This is a genomic window from Pseudomonas fluorescens group sp. PF-69, from assembly GCF_054481235.1.
The window spans coordinates 4,373,071-4,399,922 of record NZ_JBTMNC010000001.1 but is presented as its reverse complement, the minus strand read 5'-3'; the positions used below and the strand labels follow the sequence as shown (position 1 = coordinate 4,399,922).

Below are 26,852 nucleotides of genomic sequence, written 5' to 3'. Positions count from 1 at the left end.
TTAGACAGTTATCGACACTTGAACAGTATCCCGCCAGCCCCTTCAGCGCCTGTCCAGATAGCGGAACAGTTCCTCCTCCTGGTCGAAGTGCAACTGCACCAGGGTATCCAGGCGAATCAACTGATGCTGAATCTCTTCGGCGGGAACCGTGGTCGGGTCGGCACTGAAGTCGCTGCTCATGCGCGCCAGCAGATGGATGTGGCGAAAAATCTCGCGGTGTCCATAGCTCAGTGCCGACAAGGGGTCCTCGCCCGGCATGCTCAGGGTCAGCAGCGGATACAGGGTGTTTTCATCGTCCCGTTCATGGCTGGCCAGGGAGGCTTGCAGTTTGTCGACCAGTTCCGACAGATCGGTCTGCGCCTGCTCAAGCGGGCGCCGGGCGAAATCGCCGGCCAGTTGGTGCAGATCACTCAGCACAGTGGCGAGTTGGCGGTGTTCGTCCTGCAGTCGATCAATGTGCTCGCCGGCCAGTCGTCGCAGGCCCAGTCCTGCCGAAGGCCCCAACGCACGCAACGCATTAATGATGATGAGCACGTCGATGACTTCCTGAACCACGGCGCCGGCGAGCGGCGGCAGGAAACCGAGGGCGGCCACCGTCATGGCCAGCAGCGACAGCCCCATGCCGGCCAGCACGCCTTGCAGGGCGATGTGGCGGGTACGGCGGGCAATCTCCAGTGCCTCGACCAGACGGTCCAGGCGATCCACCAACAGCACAACACCCGCCGCTTCCGCAGAGGCAGTGGCACCACTGGCCCCCATGGCCACGCCGACGGTGGCCGCCGCCAGTGCGGGCGCGTCGTTGATGCCGTCGCCGACCATCAGCGTGCTCGCGCGCGTACAGCCCTCCTGTACGGCACGCACCTTATCCTCCGGGCTCAACCCGGCACGCAGCTCGTCGATGCCGGCCGACAGCGCAATCATTTCGGCTGTTTCCAGGCGATCGCCCGTGAGCATGACAATTCGCTCGATACCGCTGTTGCGCAGCCGGCGAAGGGTTTGTGGGGTTTCCCGACGCAGGCTGTCCGAGAAAATCAGCAGGCCGCAGAGCGCCCCATCCACTTCAACGAAGCTTCCACCGCAGGCCGAGTAGTCCATATGGCGCAGCATCGCGGTGGCCCAATCGCTGACAGACGCCTCGGTTTGAGCAAAAGACAGCGTGCCGAGACGTACTCGACGCCCCTCAATCAGCCCACACAGACCGGAGCCCGGGCTTTCTTCAACCGCTTGCGGGGTGCTGAGCGGCAATCGGAGCTGGCGCGCTGCGTCGACGATGGCCTGGGAGATGGGGTGCACCGAGGCCTGTGCCAGCGAAGCGGCCAGGCCCAGCAGGTGCTGCGGATCGACCTGGCCATTGACCTCAACCGACTGCAGGTGGGCGTGCCCGCTGGTCAAGGTGCCGGTCTTGTCGAGAAACAGCTGTTTGGCCCCTGCCAGCGCTTCCAGGGTGGCGCCGTCCTTGATGAGGATGCCGCGCCGCGCCGCCCTGGAGATACCCGACATGATGGCGATCGGCACCGCCAGGATCAAAGGACAGGGCGTGGCCACCACCAGCACCGCCAGAGCCCGTAGAGGGTCTCCACTCCATAGCCAGGCCAGCCCGGCCATCAGCAGCGTCAGCGGAATGAAGAGCAAGGCGTAACGGTCGGCCAGACGCACGAAAGGCGCGCGTGATCGTCGTGCCGCCTCGGCCAGCCGCACGACACCGGCGTAAGTACTCTGCGCCGCCGTCTGCGTCGCCAACAGCTGGAGCGGCGCGCCGGCATTGGCGACGCCACTGCGCAACACCTCGCCTTCCCGGCGGGTGACCGGCAACGACTCACCACTGAGCGCCGACTCGTCCAGCGTTGCCGTGGGGCTGAGTAGGCGGCCGTCGACGGGGACCACCTCCCCCAGGCGGACCAGCAGCGTCTGACCCGGCTGGATCTGCTCGACCGGTATCTGGCGCAAGTCGTTCGGTTCCTGCAGCCAGGCAAAGCGCGGCGCCCGGTCGACCAGTGCACGCAGCTCGCGGTCGGCGCGTTGCGCGGTGAAAAATTCGAGGGTGCGCCCGGAAGCCAGCATCAAGGCAATGACCGCCGCCACCAGCATCTGCTCAAACACCAGGGCCGCGCCGATCGACAGCAGCGCAATCAAGTCCACGCCGGCCTCGCGCCGGGCCAGGCGCCTGACAATCTCCACCAGCAGCACCACGGCCATGACCAGGCTCCCGGAGAGCCAGCACATCGCCGCCCAGTCAGGTTTCTGAGCAACCTGCGCAATGCCGCCCGCCAGCAGTGTCAGGGCAGTCAGCAGCAATAGCGCTGGGTCCAGCCACTTGTTGGACATCGTCGTAGGTTCCTCAAAAGGGATACGTCATGTGCTACGCAAAAATGCCGGCTGTGCATCAGCGTGCCGAGTCACCGCGCCCCGTTGATTCTAGTGACTTCGCAGCGATCATTTTTTTTAATGCAAGGAGACAGGCTCGCTTTTTTTGGCCTGGAAGGTGTTATCGAATGACTTACAACACATCGTGGTTGCTGCTGGTCGTAGCCGGATTTCTGGAGATTTTATTGGTCGCCGGACTGCGCTGGGCGACGTGAACAGAGCGAATACTCAATGAAACCGATAAACAACTTGTGTTGAAGAGCATTGCGGAAGAGGGATTGTTGTCGTTTGCGACAGGTAGTAATCGGCCGATTCTGTTGAAAAAGTCGGCCCTGATTTCCACGGTAGAAAAGTACGCGCTTGAGATTGAAATCTTTACATTGAACAGAGGATTCCGTACTCAGATTTCGCGTAGCTGCGCGCAAAAAAGGCATTTTCAGCAGTCAATACGTGGACAGTCTGGAAGGACCGACTTTTTCAACACAATCGGCCAAGAGCGGTCATCCGGAAACGATTTTTTGTATGACACTTGCTCCATCGCTACGCGCCGACTTATGTCTCTGTGAACAAATCTTGGGGCTTCCCAATACTCAATAGGAATAGCGACAGGTTGTTCTTCCCGTAACAAACGGGATAACAACCGCCCCTTTTTAACAGGACGCGAAATTCAGACAGTGCCAAGCACAAGCCAATACAACAAAATTGGCTTCCAGCGTACCTTATCTGCTTTGGGCTTTCGCGTTTCCGATTGGCAAAGAGGTGGCCCTATCTAGGCTGCCGGTTGATGACTAGTCACGCAGTGAATCCCGCCACCGCCGGCAGCGATGGCGTCGATGTTGATCTGCAGCACGTCGCGATCCGGGTAGAGTTTTTTCATCAGGTCGAAGGCCTTCTTGTCCGCGTCCTTGTCGCCGAACTCCGGTGCGATCACCGCGCCATTGATCACGAAATAGTTGATGTAACCGGCCGCGAAATCGTCGTTGTCCTTGTTGAACCTGGTCTTGCGCGGTTTCACCGGTGGCGACACGGTGTGAGTCTGCAACGGGCGACCGTCGGCGTCGGTGGCTTTCTTCAGGATTTCCAGGTGCGCCAAGGTGACCTTGTTGTCGTAGGAACGCGGGTCAGTGTCGAGGTTGGCGATCACCACGCCGGGCGTGACGAAGCGCGCATAGAAATCGACGTGGGCATCGGTGATGTCCTTGCCCTTGATGCCTGGCAGCCAGATGATTTTGCGCAGGCCCAAGCGTGCTTTCAGCTCTGCCTCGACATCGGCCTTGCTCCAGCCAGGATTACGATTTTCGTTGACCCAGCAGCTTTCGGTCATGATCGCGGTGCCATGGCCGTCGACTTCGATGCCCCCTCCCTCGCCCACCAGTTCACTGCGCTGGTAGGTCGCTTGAGAGTCGGCCGCCACGCGCTTGGCAATATTCGCGTCCTTCGAGTGCTGCTGCTTGTTGCCCCAGCCGCTGAAGTTGAAGTCCACCGCGCCCAGACCGTTTTTGTCATCGATGACGAAGTTGGCACTGATGTCGCGCATCCAGATGTCGTCGAGGTTGGCGATCTGGTAGGTGATGTTGGACATGCCGCAGATCTCTTCGGCCAGGTTGCGTTCGCTGCTGCGGCAATAAATGGTCAGCGGTTCGTAGCGGGCGATGGCGCGGGCGATCCGGCCCAACGCTTCCTGGACGTCTTCGGTGAAGTCTTCCCAGATCGCGTCCTGCGCGCCGAAGGCCATGTAGGCGCGTTCGTGTTTGTCGCCCTCGTCAGGCATGAACCAGCGACCTTCGCTGGCCGCCAGTACCCGCGCCGGTGACAGGCCGAGGCCCATGACGCCAGCGCCTAAGCCGGCGGCGACTGAAACCTGTTTGATGAACTCGCGACGAGTTGGCATGTGTACGTTCCTGATGGTGTAAAGGGCTGCCAGAGCAGCCCGGAAAAATCACTTTGCAGTGGCGGTCTTGAACTTGGTCCAGGTGCGCATGCGGGCGCGCATGTCGGCCTGGGGAATATCCTTGCCCGGTATCAGACGAGCATAAGTCGCTTCGTCGAGGTAGATGTCCGGGTTGTTGCGCATGGCCTCATCCACGTTTGGCCGGACCTTGGCGTTGGAGGTCGGGTAACCGGTGAAATTGCTGATTGCAGCCATGTTCTCCGGGCGCATCACGAAGTTGATGAAGGCGTAGGCGTACTCCGGGTGTTTGGCATCGACCGGAATGGCCATGTTATCCATCCACACTGTGGTGCCCTCGCGCGGCACGCGGTACTGGAAGCGGGTCTGCTTGCCGGCGCTGTCCGAGGTACGCTGGGCCTGGGTCATGTCGCCGCTGTAGCCGAGGGACAGGCACAGGTTGCCGTTGACCAGATCGGTCACCGGCTGCGACTGGAACTTGCGGATGTACGGCCGCAGCTTCATCAGCAAATCACTGGCCGCCGCAAGATCCGCTGGCTTGGCGCTGCGCGGGTCGCGGCCCAGATAATTGAGTACCACGGCCAGCACTTCGTCCGGCGAGTCGATAATCGAAATCCCGCAATCGGCAAACCTGGCCGCCAACTCCGGTTTGAACAGCATGTCCAGGCTGTTGACCGGCGCGTCGGCCATGCGCTGTCTGATCTGCTCGGCGTTGTAGGTGAGGCCGATGGTGCCCCAGGTATACGGCACCGTGGCCTTGTCCGAATGCTCGTAATGGCTGCGCAGTTTTTGCAGGCCGGGTTCGATGTCGTCCATCGCCGTGACCTTCGAGCGATCCAGCGGCAACAGGCTGCCGGCCCTCATCAACCGTTCAGCCACGGTGTCGCCGGGAAAGATCAGGTCGTAGCCGCTGCCACCGGCAAGCATCTTCGCTTCCAGGGTTTCACTGCCGTCCATTACGTCGTAGATCACCTTGATTCCGGTTTCGGCGGTGAATTTGCTCAGGGTGTCTTCGGCGAAATAATCGGCCCAGTTGTACAGCCGCAGAGTCTTGTCCTCGGCGTGCGCCGCCGGCATCAGACCGGCCAGCGCCAGGCCCAGAGCGCCCAGCAACCACTTGTGTGAGGTGTGCATATCAGACTCCTTGAGGATTCCAGCGGGCGTTAAGGTGACGGCCGTCCTGGCTGAGCAAAGCGCCGTACATTTCCGGGCGACGGTCGCGGTAGATGCCCCAGCTCAATCGATCTTCGCGCATGGCCGAAAGATCCAGGCTTTGCACCAGCACGCCGGTGCTGGCGCGGTCGGCTTCGGCGAGCATTTTTCCCTTGTGGTTGCAGATGAACGACGAGCCGTAGAAATTCATTTGCAGCGCCGCATCGGTGCCCGCCACTTCAGCGCCAACCCGGTTGGACGCGATCACCGGCAGCAGATTGGCAGCCGCGTGGCCGCGCATGGTCATCTGCCAATGGTCCCGCGAATCCAGATCCACGCAGCCCGGTTCCGAGCCGATGGCGGTCGGGAACAGCAGCACCTCGGCGCCCATCAAGGCCAGGCAGCGGGCGGTTTCCGGGAACCATTGATCCCAGCAGATACCGACGCCGAGGCGGCCGAACGCGGTGTCCCAGACTTTGAAACCGGTGTCGCCGGGGCTGAAATATTCCTTCTCCTGATAGCCGATGGCGTTGGGGATGTGGGTCTTGCGGTACACGCCCAGCAAACGCCCGTCGGCGTCGGCCACGCTCAGGGAGTTGAAGTAGGCGTTGCCGGCCTTCTCGTACCAGCTCAGCGGCAGCACCACGCCAAGCTCACGGGCCAGCGCGGCGAAACGCGACAGCACCTGACTGTCGTGGTACTCCTCGGCCAGCGCCATGTGCTGATGGCTCTGCTCGATGCAGAAATACGGCGTGGCGAACAGCTCCTGCAACAGGATCACCTGGGCGCCCTGCGCAGCCGCTTCACGCACCAACTGCTCGGCGCGGTCAAGGTTGCTTTTCAGGTCCCAGATGCACGGCATCTGCGTGGTGGCGACTTTCAGCATCGTCATCGATCAACCCTCTACCGGCCAGGCTGGCTGTTGCTGGGTGATGCAGTGCACACCGCCACCGCCATGGGCCAGGTGACTGATCTGCACCGGTACCACTTCGCGACCCGGGAACGCTTTGGCCAGGGTTTGCGCCGCGACCTTGTCGGCCTCGATGCCGTACGCCGGCATGATGATCGCGCCATTGGCGATGTAGAAGTTGGTGTACGAGGCGCAGAACACTTCGGCTTCGGTGTCCACTGCATCGCTGGCTTCATACAGCTCGATCAGCTCGAATTTTCGGCCCTGGGCGTCGGTGACCAGTTCCAGAGCGCGGCGGTTTTCCCTCACCACTTCGGCGTATACCGAGCTGCGATCGTGAGTAGCATCCACCAGCAACACGCCGGGACGGGCGAAGGCGCAGACGCCATCGACGTGGCCGTCGGTCATGTCACCGGTAACATAATCCGGATCGCCCGGCAGCCAGATGGTTTTCTTCACACCAAGCAGGCGACTGAAGATCTCTTCCATCTCGGCCTTGCTCACGCCCGGGTTGCGATTAGGGTTGAGCAGCACCGATTCGGTGGTGATCAGTGTGCCTTCGCCGTCCACGTGGATCGCGCCGCCCTCGTTGCTCAGCGCAGTGCCGAAGCACTCGCCGCCCAGGTGATTGAGCACGCGACGGGCCAGGCTTTCGTCCAGATCGTGGGCCGACTTGCCGCCCCACGCGTTGAAGCGCCAGCTCACCCCGGCCAGACCTTGCTCTGGGTGGACGACGAAGCTCGGGCCGGAGTCGCGGCACCAGCTGTCGTTGACTGCCAGCGGAATCAGTTCGATGTTCGGCCCGCACAAGGCTTTGGCGCTGGCGATTGCCGACGGATCGACGACCATTTTCACAGGTTCGAACCGGGCGATGGCATTGGCGACCCGAACGAAGTCTTCCTGCACCTGCGCCAACGTCACGCCCCAACCCGACTCCCACAGCGCCTGGTTATGCGGCCAAACCATCCACGTGGCGGCGTGCGTCACCCACTCGGCAGGCATCTTCCAAGCGTTGTTGTTATTCTCGTTTCGCGGCATGACAAGCACCTCTCGATTAAGCCATTGTGTTCAATGGAAATTGCCGTGATTTGGCGTGAGGTGAATGCTAATGATGTGAAACCGCGCCAACAAACGATGGATTTTGCGCAGAACTGATTAGGGGAACTTATCGATATGCTCAAGCACTGGCCGCCGCTCAGCTCCCTGCGCGGCTTCGAAGCGGCTGCTCGCCTTGGCAGTTTCCACAAGGCTGCCGATGAGTTGCACCTCACCCAATCGGCGATCAGCCAGCAGATCCGCAGCCTCGAGGCGTACCTCGAACAACCGCTGTTCTTTCGCAGCGGACGCAGCGTCGCACTAACCGACGCCGGCCACGATCTGCTCAGCACCACGCAAGCGATGCTGCAACAACTGGCGGTCGGTATCCGTCGCCTCGGGCAATATCAGAAGCCCAATCAACTGGTGCTCAACACCACGCCGGCGTTCGCCCGGCATTGGCTGCTGCCGCGTCTGGCGGATTTCCGGCAACAGCATCCGCAGGTCGATCTGTGGATTTTCAGCACCGATGAAGTGCCGGACATGGTCAGCCAGACGATTGACCTCGCCGTGCGCGACGACATCAGCTCGCAGGCCGAATGCAGCTTCAAGGTGCTGCATGCCGACCGCCTCTACCCGGCCTGCCATCCGAGACTATGGGACGTTCCGTTGAAACAGCGCACCACGCTGCATGGCGAGAGGGAAATGGACTGGAATCACTGGGCGGTGGAATCGGGCATTGATGTAGGACAAATGGATCAAGGACTGAATTTTTCCGACCCAGGTCTGCTACTTGACGCGGCCTGTGCTGGCATCGGCATTGCCTTGGTAAGCCAATTGCTAAGCCAGCAGGCACGCGCCAACGGATTATTGCGACCCTTAGTAGAGCAAACCATTCGCGGCCCGAACTGGGCCTTGCTGACCCATCGCGATAGTGAGAGCAGTGCACGACTCTTCATCGATTGGTTGATAAGCAACCTAGAAGCAGCGAACCCAGCTTAGTCAAAAACGCTCACTCATGAATGACTGCTTATGGGCGTCCCCTGTCTGTCGTGACCGGCTGGAGGCGACCGATTATTAACGGTGGCTACAGGCTGCAATCGGCCAATTTTTTGGACACGGACCATTCTTTGATCTGCTTGAGTAAGTACATAAACCTTACTACTCCCTTTGTTACCGCACCTGAATCACCATGCCCGGTGGTGAAATGAAGCCTTGTAGTGAACTGCTGACAATTATCGAACCGGCCTATGCGCCTTGCAGAAACTTTGCTGACGCATGCAGCTCTCTCGTTTGGGCACCTGACAAAGGGCACGTTCCTCGTGGCTTTCTCGGAGCGACTGACACCCTTGGGGAGGTGGAACTGGTGCTTGTGTTTGCAGAACCGGGCGATCCGCATGATGCAGAAAAGCACGAAACGATGGATACCTCACTGGAGTACACCTACCAATGCATGAAGTTTGGAACGGACCTGTTTCATCGCAATGTTCGGTACATTTTGAATCTTTGCTTTCCTGAAGACTCATTCGACAGCCAGCTCCGTAAAACATGGATGACAGAATCACTCTTATGTTCTGCACCAAAGGAAGGTGGCTCAGTCAAGGCATCATCTTGGCGAGCTTGCACTAATTGCTACTTGAAACCGCAGTTGGATTTGCTTTCTCAGGCATTTGTAGTCGCGTTGGGCAGCAAGGCCAAGTCCCGCTTGAAGTCCATTGGCATACCATTTTTTCCAGCTGGTGCCGCAGCCCCACCAGGCTGCAATTTTTTAGGTGTAAGAAATTCGTGGAACGAGGCAGCGATGATTTTACGTGAGCGCAGCATCACTAAACGCTCCCGTTATTCGTCAAAGACAGATTCTGCATAAGTTGATTACGGGCTGTCGCAGTCGAATCTTGAAAGACCGCCAGCTATCGGCACCAACTATTCCCGATCGGTACCCACTCAGCGTAAAAATCTGGAGTCGCAGCGAAGCACGCTGGCGAGTTTATGCCTGTCAGGACGGACCGGAAAGGGCCGCTTCTGGCCGATTTCTACCTGTTGCGAAGGGCAGTTTTTGGCCCAGAGTGTGTAAAAACGCTCATAACCTGGTCGCCTTGGATCATTGACGTTCGTTGGCTGAGCGATCGCACGGTCAATGCTCCGAGTCGCATCGGTCGCGACTTGGAACACGTAACGTTGTTTTTACAGCCTTGGGATGGGCCAAAATCAGCCTTTTTTATGCCGACAGCGCCTTCATTAAACCGTTGGCACCGATGATTTTCATGACCCGTTCCAAGTTGCAGGCGAGCACATTCAAGCTCATCTCCGCGCTCACCCCGGCCAGCTTTCGCGTCAGGAAGTGCGTTGCACCCATCCATTGTTTGAGCGTCGCGAAGGGATGCTCAACCGTCCGTTTTCGGACGCGCATCATCTCTGGTGCATTGTTCAGCCGAAGCTGCATCTCCTCCCCCTGAAGCTCCTTCATTTGAGTTTTGAGCTTGGCGATTTTTTCTTCCAGCCGCCCGGCACTGGGTTCGGAAGCTGTGGGTTCTTGCCGATCGGCAGCATCGAGTTCCGCCAGGTAACGATTGATACTCGATTCAATTTCTTCCATGCGCCGTTTCAGTTTGGCGCTGGTGAAATTGCGGTCGCGGTTGTTGACTGCTTTGAACTGACTGCCATCGATCGCGACCAGATTTTCTCTGAATAATCCCAACTGCTGGCACAGCACAACGAACTGGCGACAGACGCCTTGGATGGCCTTGCTGTTGTTTTTTCGGAAGTTGGCGATGGTCTTGAAATCCGGCATCAAACGCCCGGTCAGCCACATCAGTTCGACGTTGCGCTGGGCTTCTCGCTCCAAACGTCGGCTCGACGGGATGCGGTTGAGATAGCCGTTGATGTAGATCTTCAGCAAGATCGCGGGGTGGTCAGCAGGCCGGCCAGTTTCGGCTGGAATGGCACCTTCAAAGCCCAGATTGACCAGGTCGAGTTCGTCGACAAAGACGTCGACTACGCGCAGCGGATTGGTATCGCTGACGTAGTCGTCGAGGCTCTCGGGAAGCGAGGTGCCTTGGCCTCGATGTTCATCTTGGATAAAGCGCTTCATGGGCGATCCTTGAGATGAAATCCTCAAGGATCAAAGCAAGGGTTCTCGACAATGTTTTGTTCACGATTTCAGCCAAAAACAGATCCTACACTTGATCTACTCCGGATCGTGACAGCAGACGCAAAGCTTGTTTCCTTCAGGGTCTCGAAAGTACGCCCCATAAAAATTCGGGTGGTATTCGGGTCGCAGGCCCGGAGCGCCTTCGCATGTTCCATCCAATGCCAACGCCAAGGCATGGGCGTTGTGTACGATCTGTCGATTAGGTGCCAGCAGAGCAATCATTTGCCCATTTCCTAGCATCGCAGATTCGCCGTCGAACGGTTTGCCCACCACGAAAAGAGGACGTGCAGTGTCGGGGTGTTTCCAGCCCGCCCATGGGCGCTCAATGTCTGTGAACTTGAGATCAAGTCCGAGTATCTGCATGACCCCTTGATAAAACACAAGCGCTCGATTGAAGTCATTCACTCCGATGAATACATGTGAAATCATTTTTTTGTCCTGAAAAGAGGAAGCCTTCTCGCACCATACCAAGAATTTTCAGGCTGTTATCAACTCCTGGCCTGAAACATACGCCGTCGGTCTTGGAAGCTGTTTTTATACACACTGGGCCAGAAGCAGTCATTCGCACACGTATATTTCAGACCCCATGATTGCGGCTGCACGGGCCACAAACGGATTGTGTAGGCGCGCTATGCAGGTCCGCCCACCACGACTAATCCACAATGAACAACTTCGCCCCGGTGGTGGTGAATGACCGATGTCCCTCAGCATTGTTACCCACCTGATAACTCATGCCCGGTGTCAGCGTGAACTGACGACCATCTTCCAGTTCTGTGTGCAACTGACCCTCCAGGCACAACAGGATGTGCCCCCTCCAACACCAATGATCGGCCAAATATCCAGGGCTGTACTCGACCATCCGCACACGCGCTGAACCAAACTGGCAGGTACGCCAATAGGCTGTGCCTGTCTGGCCGGCATGCGTCACCGGCTCTATCGTTAACCAATCGGTGGTACCGAATGGGATTGCAGTAAGATCCATGGTTACCTCATCGAAATACAATAAATGCCGACCGTATCAATCTGGCGATGGTGCCGATAGACACAGACGACCCGCATTTATGGGATACAGGCGCTGCACAAACCCGAAGGCTAGTTGCCCCGCCCTCCTCCAAACGACCACTCATCGCCGGCCGTAGTGGAAATCACCACCATGACATCCTCCGCGTTCAGTCCCGTCGCCCGCCCCAATTTCTCGACCAGATCGCGGTAAAAACGCTGCTTGGTCTCAATACTTCGAGGACGGCCTGCGGTAATCGCGATTAGCACAAAATCATGGCTACGCGGCCCACCCAAGTAGTGGGGATCAAATATGAGCTCGCCGATCTCATGTTGGTGAATGGCCTGGAAGCGATCAGTCTTCGGCACTTCGAAGCTCTCGACCAAGGCGTCGTGTAAACCCTCAGACAACGCCTGTAAATACTCGACCGACTTCCCGCGGTGCAGTGAAATTCGTGCAAACGGCATCAACGATTACTCCTGACGTATTGGAAGGCAAGCCTGTAGCTCACTGAGCAAATTCAGCGCCGAGGCGGCTGTCGGCCAACCTGAATAAAACGCCAGATGGGTTATGACTTCGGCCAGTTCGTCAACACACACGCCGTTATCCAATGCACGTTTCAAATGAAATGGCAGTTGCTCCAGACGGTACATCGCCACCAGCGCGGCCACCGTCGCCAGGCTGCGTTCACGGGGCTTCAATTGCGTACGCGTCCACATGTCGCCAAACAATATGTTGTCGGTCAGCTCGGTAAACTTCTGCGGGTAGCTGTTCTGGTGCTCCCGCCCCGTGACCATTGATGCACTCATGATGTTTTTCCCCTGATGTCCCAATTGACGGGGGAAACCTATCAAGTCGCGACAATTCCGAATATCAGATTTAATAGCACCCATCATCCCGAATTAGTGGACCATTGAATGCGCCGCCCAACCTTCGATCTTGACGTATTGCGCACCTTCGTCACCGGCGTGGAGTTCAACAGTTTTGCCAAGGCGGCGGATCGTCTCGGTCGGTCGACGTCTGCCGTCAGCGCTCAATTGAAAAAACTCGAGGAGCAGGTCGGCACGCCGGTACTGACCAAATCCGGTCGCGGACTGGTCTTGACCCCCACGGGAGAAACACTGCTCAGCCATGCCCGCCGGTTGCTGGAACTGAACGACGGCATTTTCCAGACCCTGCATGAAAGCCAAACCGCCGGGACCGTACGCCTCGGGCTTCAAGAGGACTTTGGGGAACATTTCCTGAGCGATATCCTGCGACGCTTCGTCCAGACTTACCCGAGGGTGAATCTCGAAGTCAGGATCGCCCGTAACGCCGAACTGCTTGCTCTGGTCGAAAGCGCCGATCTGGACCTGGCCCTGACCTGGGACACCGGGCACCTGTCGCCCTACGCCACACGTCTGGGCGAAACACAAATGCACTGGATCGGGGCCCGCGATATGCCATTGCTGGCGGCCCTTGATGACTCATCGTTGCCATTGATCATGTTCGACGCGCCTTGCGTATTACGCAGCGCGGCCACCCAGGCGCTGGATGCCGCGCAAATACCTTGGCGGATCGCCCTGACCAGCCCCAGCGTCGGCGGTATCTGGGCGGCCGTCGCCGCCGGATTGGGCCTGACGCTGCGAACCCGCATCGGGCTGCCGAACCATCTCACCGTTGTTTCTGGCTTACCCCCCGTGCCAAGCCTCGGCTATGTGCTTCACAGCAATGGCGACGACCCAACACCAGCGGCCCAACAATTGGCCGCACTAATCAAAACGAGCCTGCAAGAACAGGCGTATCGTTTCACGATTACGAAATAATCGAAGGCACCCAAGGGTTCAGCTCGAATGACGGCCAAGGTCTTTTTCAGCCGGTCGCCACAGACAGAAATCGGCCAAATGCGGACTGACGGATTCCGTCCATTAGCGCGAACCGGCGAACTGCTCCGTAACAACCGCGGCAGCTAACGACTTTCGTAGATAGGTTGCCGATGCAGGACACAAATGCTTGAATTGGACGGTTTGACTGATAGCGACCGGCGCTTCACCCCTATCGAAAATTTCATACCCGTTGGCTGTAAAAAATCCAGTCGCACTTTGAGTTAACAAGTGCAACCGAAGCACCCCCTGGAAGGCAGCATATTGTTCCAGCTCTGAAAGCACAGCTTTGCCAAGCCCTTTCCCACGATGCGAATCACTAACGATTAGTGAGCGAAGCAGCATGTCTTGACCAGAACCCTCCAACCCGCCGTACGCGATCCATTTTCCGTCCATCTCAAAACGGAAAAACTGCCTACCCGGTTCGCTTAAATCATCAAAGGGCAATGCGGCTTGACTCAGAGCCTCACGGAGCTGACTCAATCCGTTCGCCTCGATTTTAAACATCTGCATTATCAGTGCCTTCTATAGCTCCCAAAGCACTCAACGCTAGCAGACTTAGCCGTTTTTGGCCTTGTTGCCGGTCGACACGGTATTGGACCCTTTGGGGGCGATTTCTGCCAGTCATGACAGACAGAAATCGGCCAGGAGCGGACATCCGCCCAAGCACTCCGCCCAGAGAATGCTCCCTGAAGGAAACATAATCCCGCCCTCCTCTTGGCGCAGTTACAACTCACATGCCAGTAGTTATTCGCTGGGGCTGCGTTCAGTCGCTAGCGTCGCCTCTGAATTGGCTTCTCGACTGCTGCTATGCGCTGCAAAATACCGACCTAACTGGCGTCCAAATCGGATACAGGGTTTTTCAATTACGAACCAGGAAATACTGGCCAACGCAAGAGAAACGGCGATCGTAACAGCCTGATTTGCATGAATGCTGAAATTAGGGAATTCGGCGGCTATAACCTTTTGTATTGGCCATCCGAAGACATACACACCATACGAAAAGTCGCCTGGAAGCCGCAATGCCTTGATGGGGTCGGTGGTCATCAGCCAAAGCGCAGTCATCAAAAATGCCGGATAAAACACAAACTGGAACGCCGATCCATGCCGAAATATCCAAGCAAAGAGGATTAAGCCGGAAACCACACGGATATTGATACTTGCCTGGTCTTTATAAAGCGCAAGGAGAGCACCAAAAGCAAAAAAGGCCGGGAGACGCCCACCAATATCTATGTTCATCAGACCAATCAGTTGAATTTCTTCCGGGAAAAACATTGAAGTAACAAGAATTGCGATGAGAACCAACGTCGCGAAGAGCCTATGACGGAATACCCCACAGAGCCCTGCTGCCAGCAACATGGCGTACATAATAAGCTCATATCGGATTGTCCAAATTGATCCGTTGGTCAGCGGGAAGTTGCTATTTTCAAACACGCCAGGCAATGAGTATTGGATATAGGGGTGCCGGAATATTTCTGAAAAAATGGCACTATCAGCAAAATAACTGTTCAACGGTAGTGTGGTGAGCATCGGTCCAAGCAGTAAGACACAAGCGGCCGCACTAACCAGGATGGCTGGGAACACCCGAAAAAACCGTGCCAGTATAAAATTAAGCGGTGAACTATTGTTTATCCAGCTATTCGTTACAAGAATACCGCTTAAGAAAAAGAAGAATTCAACGGCCAGCGATCCCGAATAGTCAAATCCAAGCAAACCCCCGATAGGCTCTGTCGTCGCGGCCCCAGGAACGAGAGCGTAAGCATGCCCCCAGATGACCGCACATGCAGCGACGAGGCGCAGCAAATCCGCATTGTTATTGTCCCTGAGCAGAGCGTAATTCAGTTTCATTGAAAGGCTCTCGGAATTTGTGCGCGGTGGCAGGACCCGATAACCATCCTGGCAAATTTGCCAGTTGTGGTAGATGTGTCCGATAAGGACTGAGTGTAGACGTCGCCTCAACGCGACTGCTGAACATGAAAAAAAAGACATGTTACATATTCGCAATCCTGGCCGATGACCGGCCCCACTCCGACACACACTTTTCCTCTATTCCTGGCCTATGCATCTATCCCCAACCAGAACAAAAAAATGCCAAAGATCTGGCGCGATTTAGTTGACTACTTTGGCTCGATTACTGCCCTTCGGGACGGACAACAACCGGCCAATAATAATCTCCCGGTTACATACATCAATTTAAGTGCCGATTGACGAGTGCTATCGAACCCTCGATCCGCAACAACTTTCAATCACTCAGAAAATGCCTGCCGGGTTGCAGGTCGACTTGCTGATATTGATCAAGTGAAACCACGAACTCGTTTGACCAGCCAATGAATCCGCGTCAGCTGGCCTCGATGACGGGCCTCAGCGATTGCCGTCGGGGGTCGACTCCCGGCTGAAGGCGTCCAGTTCCTGCACCAGGCCCTTGGCTGCCATCATCACCAGCGCGCGACCTTTTTCCGCTGTTGCCTGGGCCGGGTCCGAACCCATGCGACCATCCGGATGACGTGCGCGGAAGTCTTGCGCTTCGCGGATGGGGCCCCACGCCGCGATCTGCGGCGAATACTCGGCCGATTTGATCGCGTCCGGGTACGCCCATTGAGTCACGGCAATTTCCGACGGGGTGGCATGCACGCCATGGCCCGTTGGAAACTGCTCCCGTGCCAGCTCGCCAATACCTTCCAGGTCCCACCAGTTGCACAGCTTCAGCGCAAACCCCGCCGGACGTCGTGCGAAGCTCGCCTCGGCGTAAAGCTCGGAGAATGCCGCTTCAATCGAGGCGACATTGCCGCCGTGACCATTGAGGAAGAGGATTTTCTCGAAGCCGTGCGCGGCCAGCGACCGCACCCAATCGCCGATGGCGGCGATGAAGGTTGAGGGACGCAGTGAAATGGTGCCCGGAAAACCCAGATGGTGTTGGGCCATGCCAATGTTGAAGGTCGGAGCAATCAGTATGTCCGCTGATTTCTGGGCTTCGTGCGCAATGATTTCCGGGCACATCCAGTCGGTGCCCAATAGGCCCGTAGGACCGTGTTGTTCATTCGAACCGATCGGAACAACGATGGTACGACTGCGTTGCAGGAATTCGCCGATTTCGGCCCAGGTCGACAGGTGTAAAAGCATTTGAGTTCTCTCCATTGCAAGGTTCCTTGCGGAACACGACGATTCAGTTGAAGTTGCAGTTCGCTGATCACACAGAGCTGTATTGAGGTGCAGAGTGTTCACCCGATAGCGATCGGCTGCGAGTGATGACCATTGCTGCGCAAAGTGATGCGCAGCCAACGGCAACGATGCCCAGGTTCATGGTGCCGGTGGCCGTTTTGGCCCAACCAATGACCGCAGGCCCCCAGAAGCCACCGCACAGGCCGATGGTGTTGATGAAGGCGATGCCGCCCGCCGCGGCTTCGCCCTTGATGTGTTCGGAGGGCATGGCCCAGAACACGGTGTACGCCATGAAAATCGTGGTTGTGGCCCCGGTCAGCAGCCCCAGCGATACCATCAAATGCCCTTGCGCAAATGGAAATGCCAGGAGCAGAACCGCCCCGATGCCCGCAGGCACTGCACAGTGGTAACGCCTTTCGCCGACGCGATCCGAGCGGCGCCCTATCAGATACATGCCGATTGCAGCCCCGACATAAGGAATGGAGGAATACCAACCCAATCGCAGCGTGTCATCAACACCCTGGGCCCTGAGGATGGCCGGCAGCCAGAAGCTCATGGCGTAGATCGAGAAAATGATGCAGAAGTAAGCCGATGCCAGGACGTAAGTTTTCGGGTCGCGCAAAACGGCCCTGAACGAATGGACTTGCCCCGCTGATGTACCCAGCTCTGCCTCCAGCAGCTTCTTTTCTTCGGAACTCAGCCAGTTGGCGTCCGAGGGCCGATTGGACAGGACAAAGAAGGTCAGGATACCGAGCAACACGCACGGAAGGCCTTCAATCAGAAACATCCACTGCCAGCCGGCCATACCGCCAACGCCGGAAAGCGTGGTCATCAGCCAGGCGGAAAGCGGACCACCGACTATGCCGCCGATGGGCCCGGCGATGAACACGATGGCAATCGCGCGGGCCATACGTGTCGGACCGTACCAGCAAGACAGGTAATAGATCATCCCCGGCGCGAAACCCGCTTCGAATACCCCCAGCAGGAAACGCATCAGGTAGAACGTCGGCACGTCACGGACAAACAGCATGCAGGCCGAGGTGATGCCCCATAACACCAGAATGCGACTGAACGTCTTGCGCGCACCCACCCGGGGAAGCATCAGGTTGCTGGGCAGTTCAAACAACACATACCCCAGAAAAAATATCCCTGCCCCTGCGCCATAAGCCGCGTCGGAAAGCCCGAGATCACTTTGCATCTGCAGCTTGGCGAAGCCGACATTGATGCGGTCCAGATAGGCGAACACATAGCAAATGAACAACAGCGGCAGCAGCCGCCAGTTGAGCTTGCGGTAAAGCGCATTCAGGGCGCCACTTCTTGCCGTCGGTGCAAAGGCTGACATACGGGTCTCCCATTTATTCTTGTTGGCCAGTGGTGGTGCCAACGGATGGTGCCCGGACGACAAAAACCCAGCAAGAGCAACTAAGTTCGCGTACCGTTGCTCTATAGGCAACACAGCTTTCAGGGATGCCCGACATGCGCGAGATCAATCAACAACGGCTTCGGTATTTTCATGAGGTGCTGGTCCACGGCTCGATTCGAGGTGCGGCAGACAGCATCAATACGTCCCCTTCCGTGATCACCCGGCAGATCAAGTTGCTGGAGGAGGAGTTAGGCGCGAGGCTTTTCGAACGGCAGGCCCGCGGTGTCCAACCGACCGAGGCCGCCGCGCACCTGCTGGAGTTCTGGCGTGGCTACCGATCTCACCAGGAAAAGCTCGAAGACCAGTTACAAGCGATCAAGGGCCTGCAGCAAGGTCATGTGCGTGTGGTGATCAGTGAGGGTTATGTCGATGCCCTGGTCGACAACGTGCTCGCGCCGTTCTGCAAGCAGTACCCGAAGCTCGATGTCACCCTGGACATTCTTCCCGTCGATGACGTGATGAACGAAGTGGCAGAAAACCGCGCGCATATCGGCCTTGCCTATAATCCGCCGCTACACGCGCAGATCGATTTTCGTGCAACCTCATCCCAGCCCGTCATGCTGCTGGTGCGCCCCGATCATCCACTGGCCTTGAACGGTCGTGCGGCCACCGTCGAAGACCTGCTCGCCTGCCAACTGGTCTTGACGCCCACCACGTTCGGCATCGGTCATGCGATAAAAATGCTCGAGTATGCGGAGAAAATCGAGATCCGCCCGGCGCTGGTCAGCAACTCCCTGGCAGCCCTCAAGCGCCTGATCGCTGCGGGAGATTTCGCTTCGTTGCTGGGAGAGTTCGCGGCCTATCGGGAAATTGCCAAGGGCAGCCTGGCGGCGGTCCCCATCGACCACCCGATCTTTCTCGGCGTCGAGGCAAAACTGTTGGTCAAGTCCGGCCGCCCCCTGGCCGCCCCCGCCCAAGAGCTGCTCAACTGGATGCTGCAACGCTTGCCGATGTTTACGCCGGGTGAAGAGGTGTGACGCGGTCGGCCATGACACGCGCTTGATTGACGTACCGTTGGTTCAAGCGATTCATTTTGCAATAAGCTTCGTCTGATCGCGGTTCGAGCCGCTTTCCAGGTCGGCCACGCCGCCCGCTAACCGTCCCATTATCAGCCGCAGGCACCCGCAAGAATGCTTGCCACACCACCAAGGCAGAACACCTGATTGAACATCGATACCCGAATCAAATTCCGTCATCTGGTGTGTTTTCTCGAAGTGGCGCGCCAGGGCAGCCTGGCACGTGCTGCCGACAAGCTGGCGATCAGCCAGCCGGCGCTTTCCAAAACCCTGAAGGAACTGGAAACCCTGCTGGAGGCCACCCTATTCGAGCGGGGCAAAAAGGGCTCGACGCTGACCGAGGCCGGTGCGGCCTTTCTGCGCTACGCCGGGCCGAGCGTGCAATCGCTGCGCGAGGGGGTCAACAGTCTGCGTTCCGGTGTGCATGAGCCGATTACCGTGCAGCTCGGCGTGCTGTCCACCGTCGAAAGCCTGCTGGTTCCTGAAGTGGTCTGCCGCCTGCACGACCGACACCCTGCCCTGGTGGTCAGTGTCATGACCGGGCCCAGTGCCTATTTGCTGTCGCAATTGCGGGTCGGCGAACTGGACCTGGTGGTGGGTCGAATGACCGATAGCCCGTTGATTTCCGGACTGACGTTCGAGCATCTCTACAGCGAGTCGATGACCCTGGTGGTGCGTGCCGGTCACCCGGCGCTCACCGCTCCACAGGGGCATAAAAATCTCGAAGACTATCCGCTGGTCTTGCCGTCGGCGGGAACGACGATCCGCAAATTCGCCGACAGCCTGTTTGTGCAGCACGGGATAACGCCGTCGCGCCAACGCCTGGAAACCCTCTCGGTCGCCCTGAGTCGGCGCTACGTGCAATGCAGTCAGGCGATCTGGGTGGCGCCCCATGACGCGGTCAGGCAGGACTTGAGGCAAGGTGAGTTGGTGGAGCTGGACCTGGGCATGCGCGAACCGGGCGGTTCGGTGGGGCTGTGCACCAATCCTGCATTACCCGTGACGCCAGCGGCGCAGTGGTGCGTGGAAGCCCTGCGCGAGATCGGCCAGGAATATCGCGAAGGACAATATCCATAACCATTTGGATATGGATAGAGTCGTTTTTTTCAATTTTGTATCAGGTCGCGCAGGAGGAAACTGCGGTCACGAGTCACTGCCACGCAGTGCCCGCCTCCGTCCAACCATAACAACAGGAAAAACGACATGTCTGATGCGCACGACAGCCGCTTCGTCATTCGTGACCGTAACTGGCATCCAAAGGCCCTGACCCCCGACTACAAGACGTCGATCCTGCGCTCCCCGCGCCAGGCATTGGTGAGCATTCCCCAATCCCTGTCGGAAACCAGCGGCCCGGACTTTTCCCATTTGAAAATGGGACAGCACGATAACGATCTGCTGTTGAACTTCAATCACGGTGGCCTGCCCATTGGCGAACGCATCATTGTCGCCGGTCGCGTGTGTGATCAGCACGGCAAGCCGATTCCCCATACCCTGGTGGAAATGTGGCAAGCCAATGCCGGTGGCCGTTACCGGCACAAGAAGGACAGCTACCTGGCCCCGCTCGATCCGAATTTCGGCGGTGTCGGCCGTGCGCTGACCGACCGCGATGGCAACTACAGCTTCCGTACCGTCAAACCCGGTCCCTACCCTTGGCGCAACGGCCCCAACGACTGGCGGCCAGCCCATATCCACGTCTCCATCAGTGGCCCGTCCATTGCGACGCGGTTGATTACCCAGCTGTATTTCGAAGGTGATCCGCTGATCCCCATGTGCCCGATCGTCAAATCGATCTCGAATCATGAAGCGGTGCAAAGCTTGATCGCCAGACTGGACATGAGCATGGCCAATCCGATGGATTGCCTGGCTTATCGTTTTGATATCGTCCTGCGCGGCCAGCGCAAGACCCACTTCGAAAACCGCTGAGGAGGCCTGCGTATGCCCGTTCAACTTCTGCCTGAAACCCCGTCGCAAACAGCCGGCCCCTATGTGCACATCGGCCTGGCCCTGGAGGCTGCCGGCAATGCACCGCGCGAACAGGAAATCTGGAACGACATGGCCAAGCCTGGCGCGCCAGGTGAACACATTTTGCTGCTGGGCCACGTCTATGACGGTAACGGCCACCTGATTCGTGACGCGTTCCTGGAGTTCTGGCAGGCCAATCACGATGGCGTCTATGACAGCGCTTACGACCTGGAAAAACCGTTCAACTGTTTTGGCCGTACCGCCACGACCGATGTCGGTGAATGGACGATCAACACCGTCAAACCCGGCGTGGTGAAAAACGCCGCGGGCGTTGCCATGGCCTCGCACATCAACGTGTCGCTGTTTGCCCGGGGTATCAACATCCACTTGCAGACCCGACTGTACTTCGACGACGAAGCCCAGGCGAATGCCGTGGACCCCGTACTGAATCTGATCGAACAACCCCAGCGGCGCGAATCGCTGATTGCCAGGCGCTGCACGGTTGACGGAAAGCTGGCCTACCGCTTCGACATTCACGTTCAAGGTGAAGCGGAAACCGTGTTCTTCGACTTCTGACGACGCAGGCACCGTGTAGAAACGGCCTCCCCTCTGCGGGAGGCTATCTGTGCCCGTCAAGACCCTCCCCCCGACGCTGGGTAAAGCGACCGGCCCTGGCGACTTCTCGAAGCCAGCGATGCGAGCCATTCAATTCAGTATCGCGCGAAACAAAGTACCTGTACTTTTAGGCCCGTTGGCAACCGTGGTGCACGATTGCCTACGCTGTCGGCATTGGGTGCCTGATGGGCCTGGCAGGAATGATCGTCGTGGTCCTGATCACCCAGACCGGTGCAGTTCATTCATTAAAGTAAGCGTCAACCATTGGCCGATTCTGTCTTCACGTAGCAACGTGCAATGACGGTCTTTACAGGCAACCTGACGGTTGATCGTTGAACGCGTGTCCGCATGACGTCGTGATTGGCTGGCAATACTGAACAGTGCATCCAGCCCGTCCCTGCTTATCTTTGCCGATCGCCGCTCTAGACTGGGTCACACCTTTCTCAGCTCAAGGAGCGTTGCGATGCCGAATCATTCAATCAACGGCAAAGTCGTACTGATCGCCGGAGGCGCAAAAAACCTCGGAGGGTTGATCGCCCGCGACCTGGCCGGGCATGGCGCCAAGGCGGTGGTCGTGCATTACAACAGCCCTTCCAGTGAGGCCGATGCGCACGCCACCGTAGCCGCCATTGAAGCCCTTGGGGCCAAGGCCGTGGCCTTGCAGGCCGACCTGACCACCGCCGGTGCCGTGGAAAAGCTGTTCAACGATGCAGTGCTGGCAGTGGGACGACCGGATATTGCGATCAACACGGTCGGCAAGGTGTTGAAGAAGCCGATGGCTGAGATCAGCGAGGCGGAGTACGACGAGATGATGGCGGTCAACGCCAAGACCGCCTTCTTTTTTATCAAGGAAGCCGGCAAGCATCTGAACGACAACGGCAAGATCTGCACGATCGTCACCTCATTGCTCGGGGCGTTCACGCCGTTCTATGCGGCGTATGCCGGCAGCAAAGCGCCCGTGGAACAGTTCACTCGGGCGGCGGCGAAAGAGCTGGGACCTCGTGGCATTTCGGTGACTGCAGTGGGCCCAGGCCCCATGGATACGCCCTTTTTCTACCCCGCCGAGGGCGAGGATGCCGTCAACTATCACAAGAGCGCTGCGGCGCTGTCGCCTTTCTCGCGCACCGGCCTGACCGATATTGAAGATGTGGTCCCGTTCATTCGGAATCTGGTCGGTGAAGGCTGGTGGGTGACGGGCCAGACGATTCTGATCAATGGCGGCTATACCACCAAGTGACGAGCGATAAAGCGGTTGCACCCCGTGACAGCGCGCTGATAATTTCCTGAACCACCCGGCCATGGGGTCATTATGAGTGCCAACTCGTCTGCGGGTCACCCGCTGCTTCGCCATCGTGACGGTCATCACGCACGGGTGACGTTCGAGGAGCTGTTGTTCGATCTCGTTTATGTATTCGCCGTGACCCAACTCAGCCATGGCCTGCTCCATCACCTGACGCTGCTTGGCGTGGTGGAGACGCTGATCATGTGGTTTGCCGTATGGCTCGGCTGGCAGTACACCTGTTGGGTCACCAACTGGTTCAATCCGGAAATGCCCAGGGTACGCGGGTTGATCTTCGCCATCATGTTTCCTGCGTTGCTGATGGCGGCCAGCATTCCCGAAGCGTTTGGCGATCGAGGGCTGGTGTTTGCGCTGGCCTATGTGCTGATCCAGGTCGGGCGTACGGCCTATATCGTTCTGCATTTGCCCAGTGAACACCCGCTGGCACCGAACTTCCGGCGCATGCTCGGCTGGATGGTAATAGCGGCTGCGTTCTGGCTGACCGGCGCGTTTTTGGAGGGGCCATGGCGAATCGGCCTGTGGCTGGTCGCGGTGCTAGGCGAGTACGTGTCGCCCATGTTCGGCTTTGCCCTGCCGGGACTCGGGCGCTCACGCACCCGTGACTGGACCATCGAAGGTGCGCACCTGGCCGAGCGTTGCCAGTTGTTTGTGATCGTCGCCCTGGGTGAAACGTTGCTGGCCAGCGGCGCCGTTCTCGCGGAGACCGATCATTGGGGGATTCCCGTGCTGCTCGGTTTGCTGACCACTCTGCTGGGCACACTGGCAATGTGGTGGCTGTACTTCGGCACTGCCAGCAAAGACGCTATCCACCGCATCACCGTCTCCGGCGACCCTGGGCGCACCGGCGCCAACTTCCACTACATCCACGCGATTCTGGTGGCTGGCATCATTGCTACGGCAGTCGGCAACGACTTGGTGATGGCCCACCCCGACCAGCACTTGAGCACGGCCTACGTGCTGACCCTGATACTGGGGCCGATGATTTTTCTGTTCGCCAGCCTGCTCTACAAACGCGAGGTGTATCAGGTGATCGCCAAGTCCCACCTCGCCGGCATGGTCCTGCTACTGGCCCTCGTGCCGTTGGCCTACGCCACGGATCTGCTGATGGTCGGCACGCTGACCACACTGGTTTTATTGATCGTATGTTTTGTCGAATGGCGAGTGGTCCGGCGGTTTCGTGCGAAACAGGCAGGCGCTGTCATCGAGCATTGAAGGCCTATGGATAGAATCGAGCAATACCGCATCTTCGTTCAGGTGGCGGAGCTGGGCAGTTTCATTCAGGCCGCGCGGTTACTGAAGCTGCCGCGCGCGACCGTGTCAGCGGCCATTCAACAACTGGAAGCCAACACGGGCACCCGTCTGCTGCACCGTACGACGCGCAAGGTGTCGCTGACCACCGATGGCGCCCAGTTGTTGCTGCGCGCGCGTCAGGTATTGCTGGATATCGATGACATCGACCAGTTGTTCCAGAGCCATCAAGAACAGGTCATGGGCCGTCTCGAGGTTGATGTCCCAAGCCGCATTGCCAGACGCCTGCTCATTCCGGCGCTACCCGAATTCCTGAAGCACCATCCGCGACTGCAACTGGGTCTGGGCTCCACTGATCGCGCGATAGACCTGGTGCTGGAGGGGGTCGATTGCGTGATTCGGTTTGGGACACCACAGAACAGCAGCCTGGTGGTGAAGCCTTTGGGTCAGGTGTTGCTGATCAACTGCGCGAGCCCCGAGTACCTGGCCGAGTTTGGTGTCCCCACACAGCCTGCCGACCTGCAAGACAAGCACCGCTGTATCGGCTATATGGCCGGCGGGACCACACAGGAAGCACCGTGGGAGTATTGCGTCGACGGTGTCGAACACTCGCTGGATCTGCCAGGGCGCCTGGTGGTCAACAACGCTGAAAGCTACATCGCTGCGTGCTGCGCGGGGCTTGGCCTGATTCAGGTACCGCTGTTCGATGTTCAGCACTTGCTGGAACGCGGCGACCTGGTGGAAGTCATGGCCGCTTACCGTCCCGCGCCCATGACCGTCTCGGTGCTTTACCCGAACCGGCGTCAGCGCTCTCGTCGGCTCGGCGCTTTCATCGATTGGTTTACCACGTTGATGGCGCCGTACCTGAAGGCTTGACCCACCCGGTTCCATGGGGGTAGCGCTTGACCTTCAAGGTCAAAAGGGTCGTGGCCGTGGCTATTTCAGCAACGGCTCCCTAGAACTTTTCTCTGTTTATCGGTCTATGTGGATAGGCACATCCACTCGGTAAGCACGCCCCCCTGCTGGCTTACCGCAACCGGATGGCCACACGTCCAATGGCCAATCAGAGGTTGTCTTCGTTCATGAAATTCCTTGTCCCACGGAAGGTGCTCTTCGGTCTGTTCGCGTTCGCGGCAATGGGCTCGGCATCCGCCACACCGATGAAGACCTCAACCCCTGTTTTCGCACCTGAAGCCGCAGCCGTTAAGGCGCCTGTCCACGCTGCCGACAACCCTTGGCCGACGTTGGCCGGTATGGCCGGCAAGCAGCCAGGGCCGTTGCTTGCCCATGACGACCGGGACTGGCATGACGACCGTTGGCACGATCGTAGGGACGATTGGCGCCGCGACGAGTGGCGCAGGGAAAACTGGCGCAGAGAGCAAGCCCGCCGGGAAGCTGAACGCCGTCGTGATTGGGAGCGTCACGAGGATCGGGCCATGCGGCACCGTTACGAGGACGATCACCGTTACTATCGCCGCTAGTGCGAAGCCAGGGGACACGCCGCCGACTACGCAGACAATGGGTAGCCAACCTGCAAAAACCGTGACCCGGCAGGTCAACTCCGATTGATTGCCCGAGCAACGGCGGCCTTCCCCCCCACCAACTCACCTGATCAAGTCACGATGCTTCGAACATCTCGTCGTATGGCTTGAGGGGGGACGCCAAAGCCGCGGATGAACACCTCGCGCATATGACGACGGTTACGAAAGCCGGTTTCCTTGGCAATCACATCCAGAGAATGGCGGCTTTGCTCGACCATGACCCGCGCCGCTTCAAGGCGTAGCCGCTCGACGGCCTTGGCTGGGGATTGCCCGGTTTCAGCCGTGAATATGCGGGTGAACTGGCGAGGGCTGAGGTGCACGGCCTCTGCCAGCTCCTCGACACTGAGCGGCCGTGCGGGTGTTGTCGGGCATGGTTCAGCGCGTTCTGGATGCGGTCGGATTTCGGTGCGAGATCGAGCATTTCCGAGTGCTGTGACTGCCCGCCGGAGCGGCGCTGATGCATGACCAGCTTGTGTGCCACGGAACGCGCTACGTCCGTTCCCAGATCCTTTTCGACCATGCCGTCACCGCGCTGTATTCGGCGACCAAGGCCGCCATTCACTCCTACAGCCTGTCACAGCGTTTCATGCTGCGCGACAGCAGCGTCAAGGTCCTCGAAATCGCGCCGCCGTGGGTCGATACCGACCTGATTCACAAAAGTGGCGACCCTCGTGCGATGCCGTTGAAAGACTTTATTGCCGAAACCCTGGACAAGCTGGAGACAGCGACCACCGAGGTGATCGTCGACAGCATCCGCGCATTGCGCGCCAATGTGGGGCCGAACGAACATGGCCTGGTGGAGCAGTTCAATCAGTCGATCATCGACAACCCCATCCCCGTCGCCTGAGCCCGGCCGCCCGACCTCCTCTGCGAGGTCGGGCACTTTGTGCAGGCCTGGTCATGCGCCTGTCGAGTCTGGCGTGCGGGAAGAGAAAATCGTCAAGCTCAATCCAGCTCAACGAATCCCCGGACAATCAGGTCTCACTGACCGATCCAGATGCCCGTTCCATGATGGCGTGCGGTTGGGAATCGTCGGTTGGACCGGCTTCGGCAGCCAGCTTCAAGCGGTCGGCTTTACTGATGTATTTGTTCTTTTTGACCGGTGCCAGTTTGGCGCTCGCCTTTTTGGCCTGGGCCTTGAATAACTGCTTTAGTTTCTTTTGACGATTCATGTTTTCTACTCGGTTTTTCAGTTGCCGAATGAT

Annotated in this window: 26 protein-coding genes and 2 pseudogenes; 12 read left to right on the top strand and 16 right to left on the bottom strand. The window is 58.3% G+C overall.

The annotated features are described in order from the left end of the window. Positions 1-42: 42 nt before the first annotated feature. The 5 genes from ACX3YF_RS20745 to ACX3YF_RS20725 form a co-directional block, all read right to left on the bottom strand. Complete coding sequence (locus tag ACX3YF_RS20745) at positions 43-2,325, bottom strand: heavy metal translocating P-type ATPase (RefSeq protein ID WP_448646910.1); 2,283 nt, start codon at positions 2,323-2,325, stop codon at positions 43-45. Between the two features lie 808 nt (positions 2,326-3,133). Then, positions 3,134-4,255, bottom strand: coding sequence for an agmatine deiminase family protein (locus ACX3YF_RS20740; protein ID WP_448646911.1), 1,122 nt, complete (start codon positions 4,253-4,255; stop codon positions 3,134-3,136). 48 nt (positions 4,256-4,303) lie between these two features. Then, on the bottom strand, positions 4,304-5,407 hold the full coding sequence (locus tag ACX3YF_RS20735) for an extracellular solute-binding protein (protein ID WP_130211557.1): 1,104 nt from the start codon (positions 5,405-5,407) through the stop codon (positions 4,304-4,306). A 1-nt stretch (position 5,408) separates the two neighbouring features. Continuing rightward, positions 5,409-6,317, bottom strand: a complete 909-nt coding sequence (gene aguB / locus ACX3YF_RS20730; protein ID WP_458974180.1) for an N-carbamoylputrescine amidase — start codon at positions 6,315-6,317, stop codon at positions 5,409-5,411. Positions 6,318-6,320: 3 nt separating this feature from the next. Next, positions 6,321-7,373, bottom strand: a complete 1,053-nt coding sequence (locus tag ACX3YF_RS20725; protein ID WP_448646914.1) for an agmatine deiminase family protein — start codon at positions 7,371-7,373, stop codon at positions 6,321-6,323. Between the two features lie 135 nt (positions 7,374-7,508). Here ACX3YF_RS20725 and ACX3YF_RS20720 point away from each other — a divergent pair, with 135 nt between their 5' ends. Further along, positions 7,509-8,372 (top strand): LysR substrate-binding domain-containing protein, encoded by an 864-nt coding sequence (locus ACX3YF_RS20720; RefSeq protein WP_130211560.1) that lies wholly within the window; start codon positions 7,509-7,511, stop codon positions 8,370-8,372. A 190-nt stretch (positions 8,373-8,562) separates the two neighbouring features. Then, positions 8,563-9,237 carry a hypothetical protein gene (locus ACX3YF_RS20715; protein ID WP_458974179.1) on the top strand — a complete coding sequence of 225 codons (675 nt, stop codon included), beginning with the start codon at positions 8,563-8,565 and terminating at the stop codon, positions 9,235-9,237. 351 nt (positions 9,238-9,588) lie between these two features. Here ACX3YF_RS20715 and ACX3YF_RS20710 read toward each other — a convergent pair whose 3' ends face one another. From ACX3YF_RS20710 to ACX3YF_RS20690, 5 genes are all read right to left on the bottom strand, one after another. Beyond that, positions 9,589-10,461 carry a transposase gene (locus ACX3YF_RS20710; protein WP_130211561.1) on the bottom strand — a complete coding sequence of 291 codons (873 nt, stop codon included), beginning with the start codon at positions 10,459-10,461 and terminating at the stop codon, positions 9,589-9,591. 96 nt (positions 10,462-10,557) lie between these two features. After that, positions 10,558-10,950 (bottom strand): VOC family protein, encoded by a 393-nt coding sequence (locus ACX3YF_RS20705; protein ID WP_458944888.1) that lies wholly within the window; start codon positions 10,948-10,950, stop codon positions 10,558-10,560. 223 nt (positions 10,951-11,173) lie between these two features. Continuing rightward, positions 11,174-11,503, bottom strand: coding sequence for a DHCW motif cupin fold protein (locus tag ACX3YF_RS20700; RefSeq protein ID WP_233674016.1), 330 nt, complete (start codon positions 11,501-11,503; stop codon positions 11,174-11,176). Positions 11,504-11,613: 110 nt separating this feature from the next. Continuing rightward, complete coding sequence (locus ACX3YF_RS20695; RefSeq protein ID WP_130211564.1) at positions 11,614-11,988, bottom strand: tautomerase family protein; 375 nt, start codon at positions 11,986-11,988, stop codon at positions 11,614-11,616. Positions 11,989-11,994: 6 nt separating this feature from the next. Then, positions 11,995-12,330, bottom strand: coding sequence for a carboxymuconolactone decarboxylase family protein (locus tag ACX3YF_RS20690; protein ID WP_130211565.1), 336 nt, complete (start codon positions 12,328-12,330; stop codon positions 11,995-11,997). Between the two features lie 108 nt (positions 12,331-12,438). Here ACX3YF_RS20690 and ACX3YF_RS20685 point away from each other — a divergent pair, with 108 nt between their 5' ends. Continuing rightward, complete coding sequence (locus ACX3YF_RS20685) at positions 12,439-13,326, top strand: LysR substrate-binding domain-containing protein (RefSeq protein ID WP_458974178.1); 888 nt, start codon at positions 12,439-12,441, stop codon at positions 13,324-13,326. Positions 13,327-13,428: 102 nt separating this feature from the next. On the opposite strand, the gene arsN2 is transcribed toward ACX3YF_RS20685, so the two are convergent. The 4 genes from arsN2 to ACX3YF_RS20665 all read right to left on the bottom strand — a co-directional run bounded on the left by arsN2 (position 13,429) and on the right by ACX3YF_RS20665 (position 17,884). Next, complete coding sequence (gene arsN2 / locus ACX3YF_RS20680; protein WP_458944886.1) at positions 13,429-13,896, bottom strand: arsenic resistance N-acetyltransferase ArsN2; 468 nt, start codon at positions 13,894-13,896, stop codon at positions 13,429-13,431. Positions 13,897-14,130: 234 nt separating this feature from the next. Further along, positions 14,131-15,231, bottom strand: coding sequence for an acyltransferase family protein (locus ACX3YF_RS20675; RefSeq protein ID WP_204149834.1), 1,101 nt, complete (start codon positions 15,229-15,231; stop codon positions 14,131-14,133). A 513-nt stretch (positions 15,232-15,744) separates the two neighbouring features. Next, positions 15,745-16,503, bottom strand: coding sequence for a creatininase family protein (locus tag ACX3YF_RS20670; RefSeq protein ID WP_204149835.1), 759 nt, complete (start codon positions 16,501-16,503; stop codon positions 15,745-15,747). 67 nt (positions 16,504-16,570) lie between these two features. Further along, positions 16,571-17,884, bottom strand: a complete 1,314-nt coding sequence (locus ACX3YF_RS20665; protein ID WP_458974854.1) for an MFS transporter — start codon at positions 17,882-17,884, stop codon at positions 16,571-16,573. Positions 17,885-18,018: 134 nt separating this feature from the next. On the opposite strand from ACX3YF_RS20665, the gene ACX3YF_RS20660 reads away from it, so the two are divergent. The 8 genes from ACX3YF_RS20660 (at position 18,019) to ACX3YF_RS20625 (ending at position 25,587) form a co-directional block, all read left to right on the top strand. Then, positions 18,019-18,942, top strand: coding sequence for a LysR family transcriptional regulator (locus ACX3YF_RS20660; RefSeq protein WP_196586584.1), 924 nt, complete (start codon positions 18,019-18,021; stop codon positions 18,940-18,942). Between the two features lie 186 nt (positions 18,943-19,128). Next, on the top strand, positions 19,129-20,058 hold the full coding sequence (gene pcaQ, locus ACX3YF_RS20655) for a pca operon transcription factor PcaQ (protein ID WP_047530322.1): 930 nt from the start codon (positions 19,129-19,131) through the stop codon (positions 20,056-20,058). Positions 20,059-20,184: 126 nt separating this feature from the next. Beyond that, positions 20,185-20,904: a protocatechuate 3,4-dioxygenase subunit beta gene (pcaH, locus tag ACX3YF_RS20650; protein WP_047530324.1), complete on the top strand. Its 720-nt coding sequence runs from the start codon at positions 20,185-20,187 to the stop codon at positions 20,902-20,904. 12 nt (positions 20,905-20,916) lie between these two features. After that, positions 20,917-21,519, top strand: a complete 603-nt coding sequence (gene pcaG, locus ACX3YF_RS20645; protein ID WP_103404972.1) for a protocatechuate 3,4-dioxygenase subunit alpha — start codon at positions 20,917-20,919, stop codon at positions 21,517-21,519. Positions 21,520-22,021: 502 nt separating this feature from the next. Beyond that, positions 22,022-22,795, top strand: coding sequence for an SDR family oxidoreductase (locus ACX3YF_RS20640; RefSeq protein WP_196586582.1), 774 nt, complete (start codon positions 22,022-22,024; stop codon positions 22,793-22,795). A gap of 72 nt (positions 22,796-22,867) precedes the next feature. Continuing rightward, a complete protein-coding gene (locus ACX3YF_RS20635) occupies positions 22,868-24,070 on the top strand; it encodes a low temperature requirement protein A (protein ID WP_458974177.1) in 1,203 nt (400 codons plus the stop codon). Between the two features lie 6 nt (positions 24,071-24,076). After that, entirely contained in the window at positions 24,077-24,982 is a 906-nt protein-coding gene (locus ACX3YF_RS20630; RefSeq protein ID WP_196586580.1) for a LysR family transcriptional regulator, read from the top strand. A 206-nt stretch (positions 24,983-25,188) separates the two neighbouring features. Further along, positions 25,189-25,587, top strand: coding sequence for a hypothetical protein (locus ACX3YF_RS20625; protein ID WP_204149841.1), 399 nt, complete (start codon positions 25,189-25,191; stop codon positions 25,585-25,587). A 131-nt stretch (positions 25,588-25,718) separates the two neighbouring features. Here ACX3YF_RS20625 and ACX3YF_RS20620 read toward each other — a convergent pair. Next, a pseudogene (locus tag ACX3YF_RS20620) lies at positions 25,719-26,173 on the bottom strand (GlxA family transcriptional regulator); the annotation flags it as partial. On the opposite strand from ACX3YF_RS20620, the pseudogene ACX3YF_RS20615 reads away from it, so the two are divergent. Next, positions 26,168-26,494, top strand: a pseudogene (locus tag ACX3YF_RS20615) (SDR family NAD(P)-dependent oxidoreductase); the annotation flags it as partial. The pseudogenes ACX3YF_RS20620 and ACX3YF_RS20615 sit on opposite strands and share 6 nt — an antisense overlap. 127 nt (positions 26,495-26,621) lie before the next feature. Here the strand turns inward: ACX3YF_RS20615 and ACX3YF_RS20610 are convergent. Continuing rightward, on the bottom strand, positions 26,622-26,819 hold the full coding sequence (locus ACX3YF_RS20610; RefSeq protein WP_204149842.1) for a DUF2986 domain-containing protein: 198 nt from the start codon (positions 26,817-26,819) through the stop codon (positions 26,622-26,624). Positions 26,820-26,852: the final 33 nt, after the last annotated feature.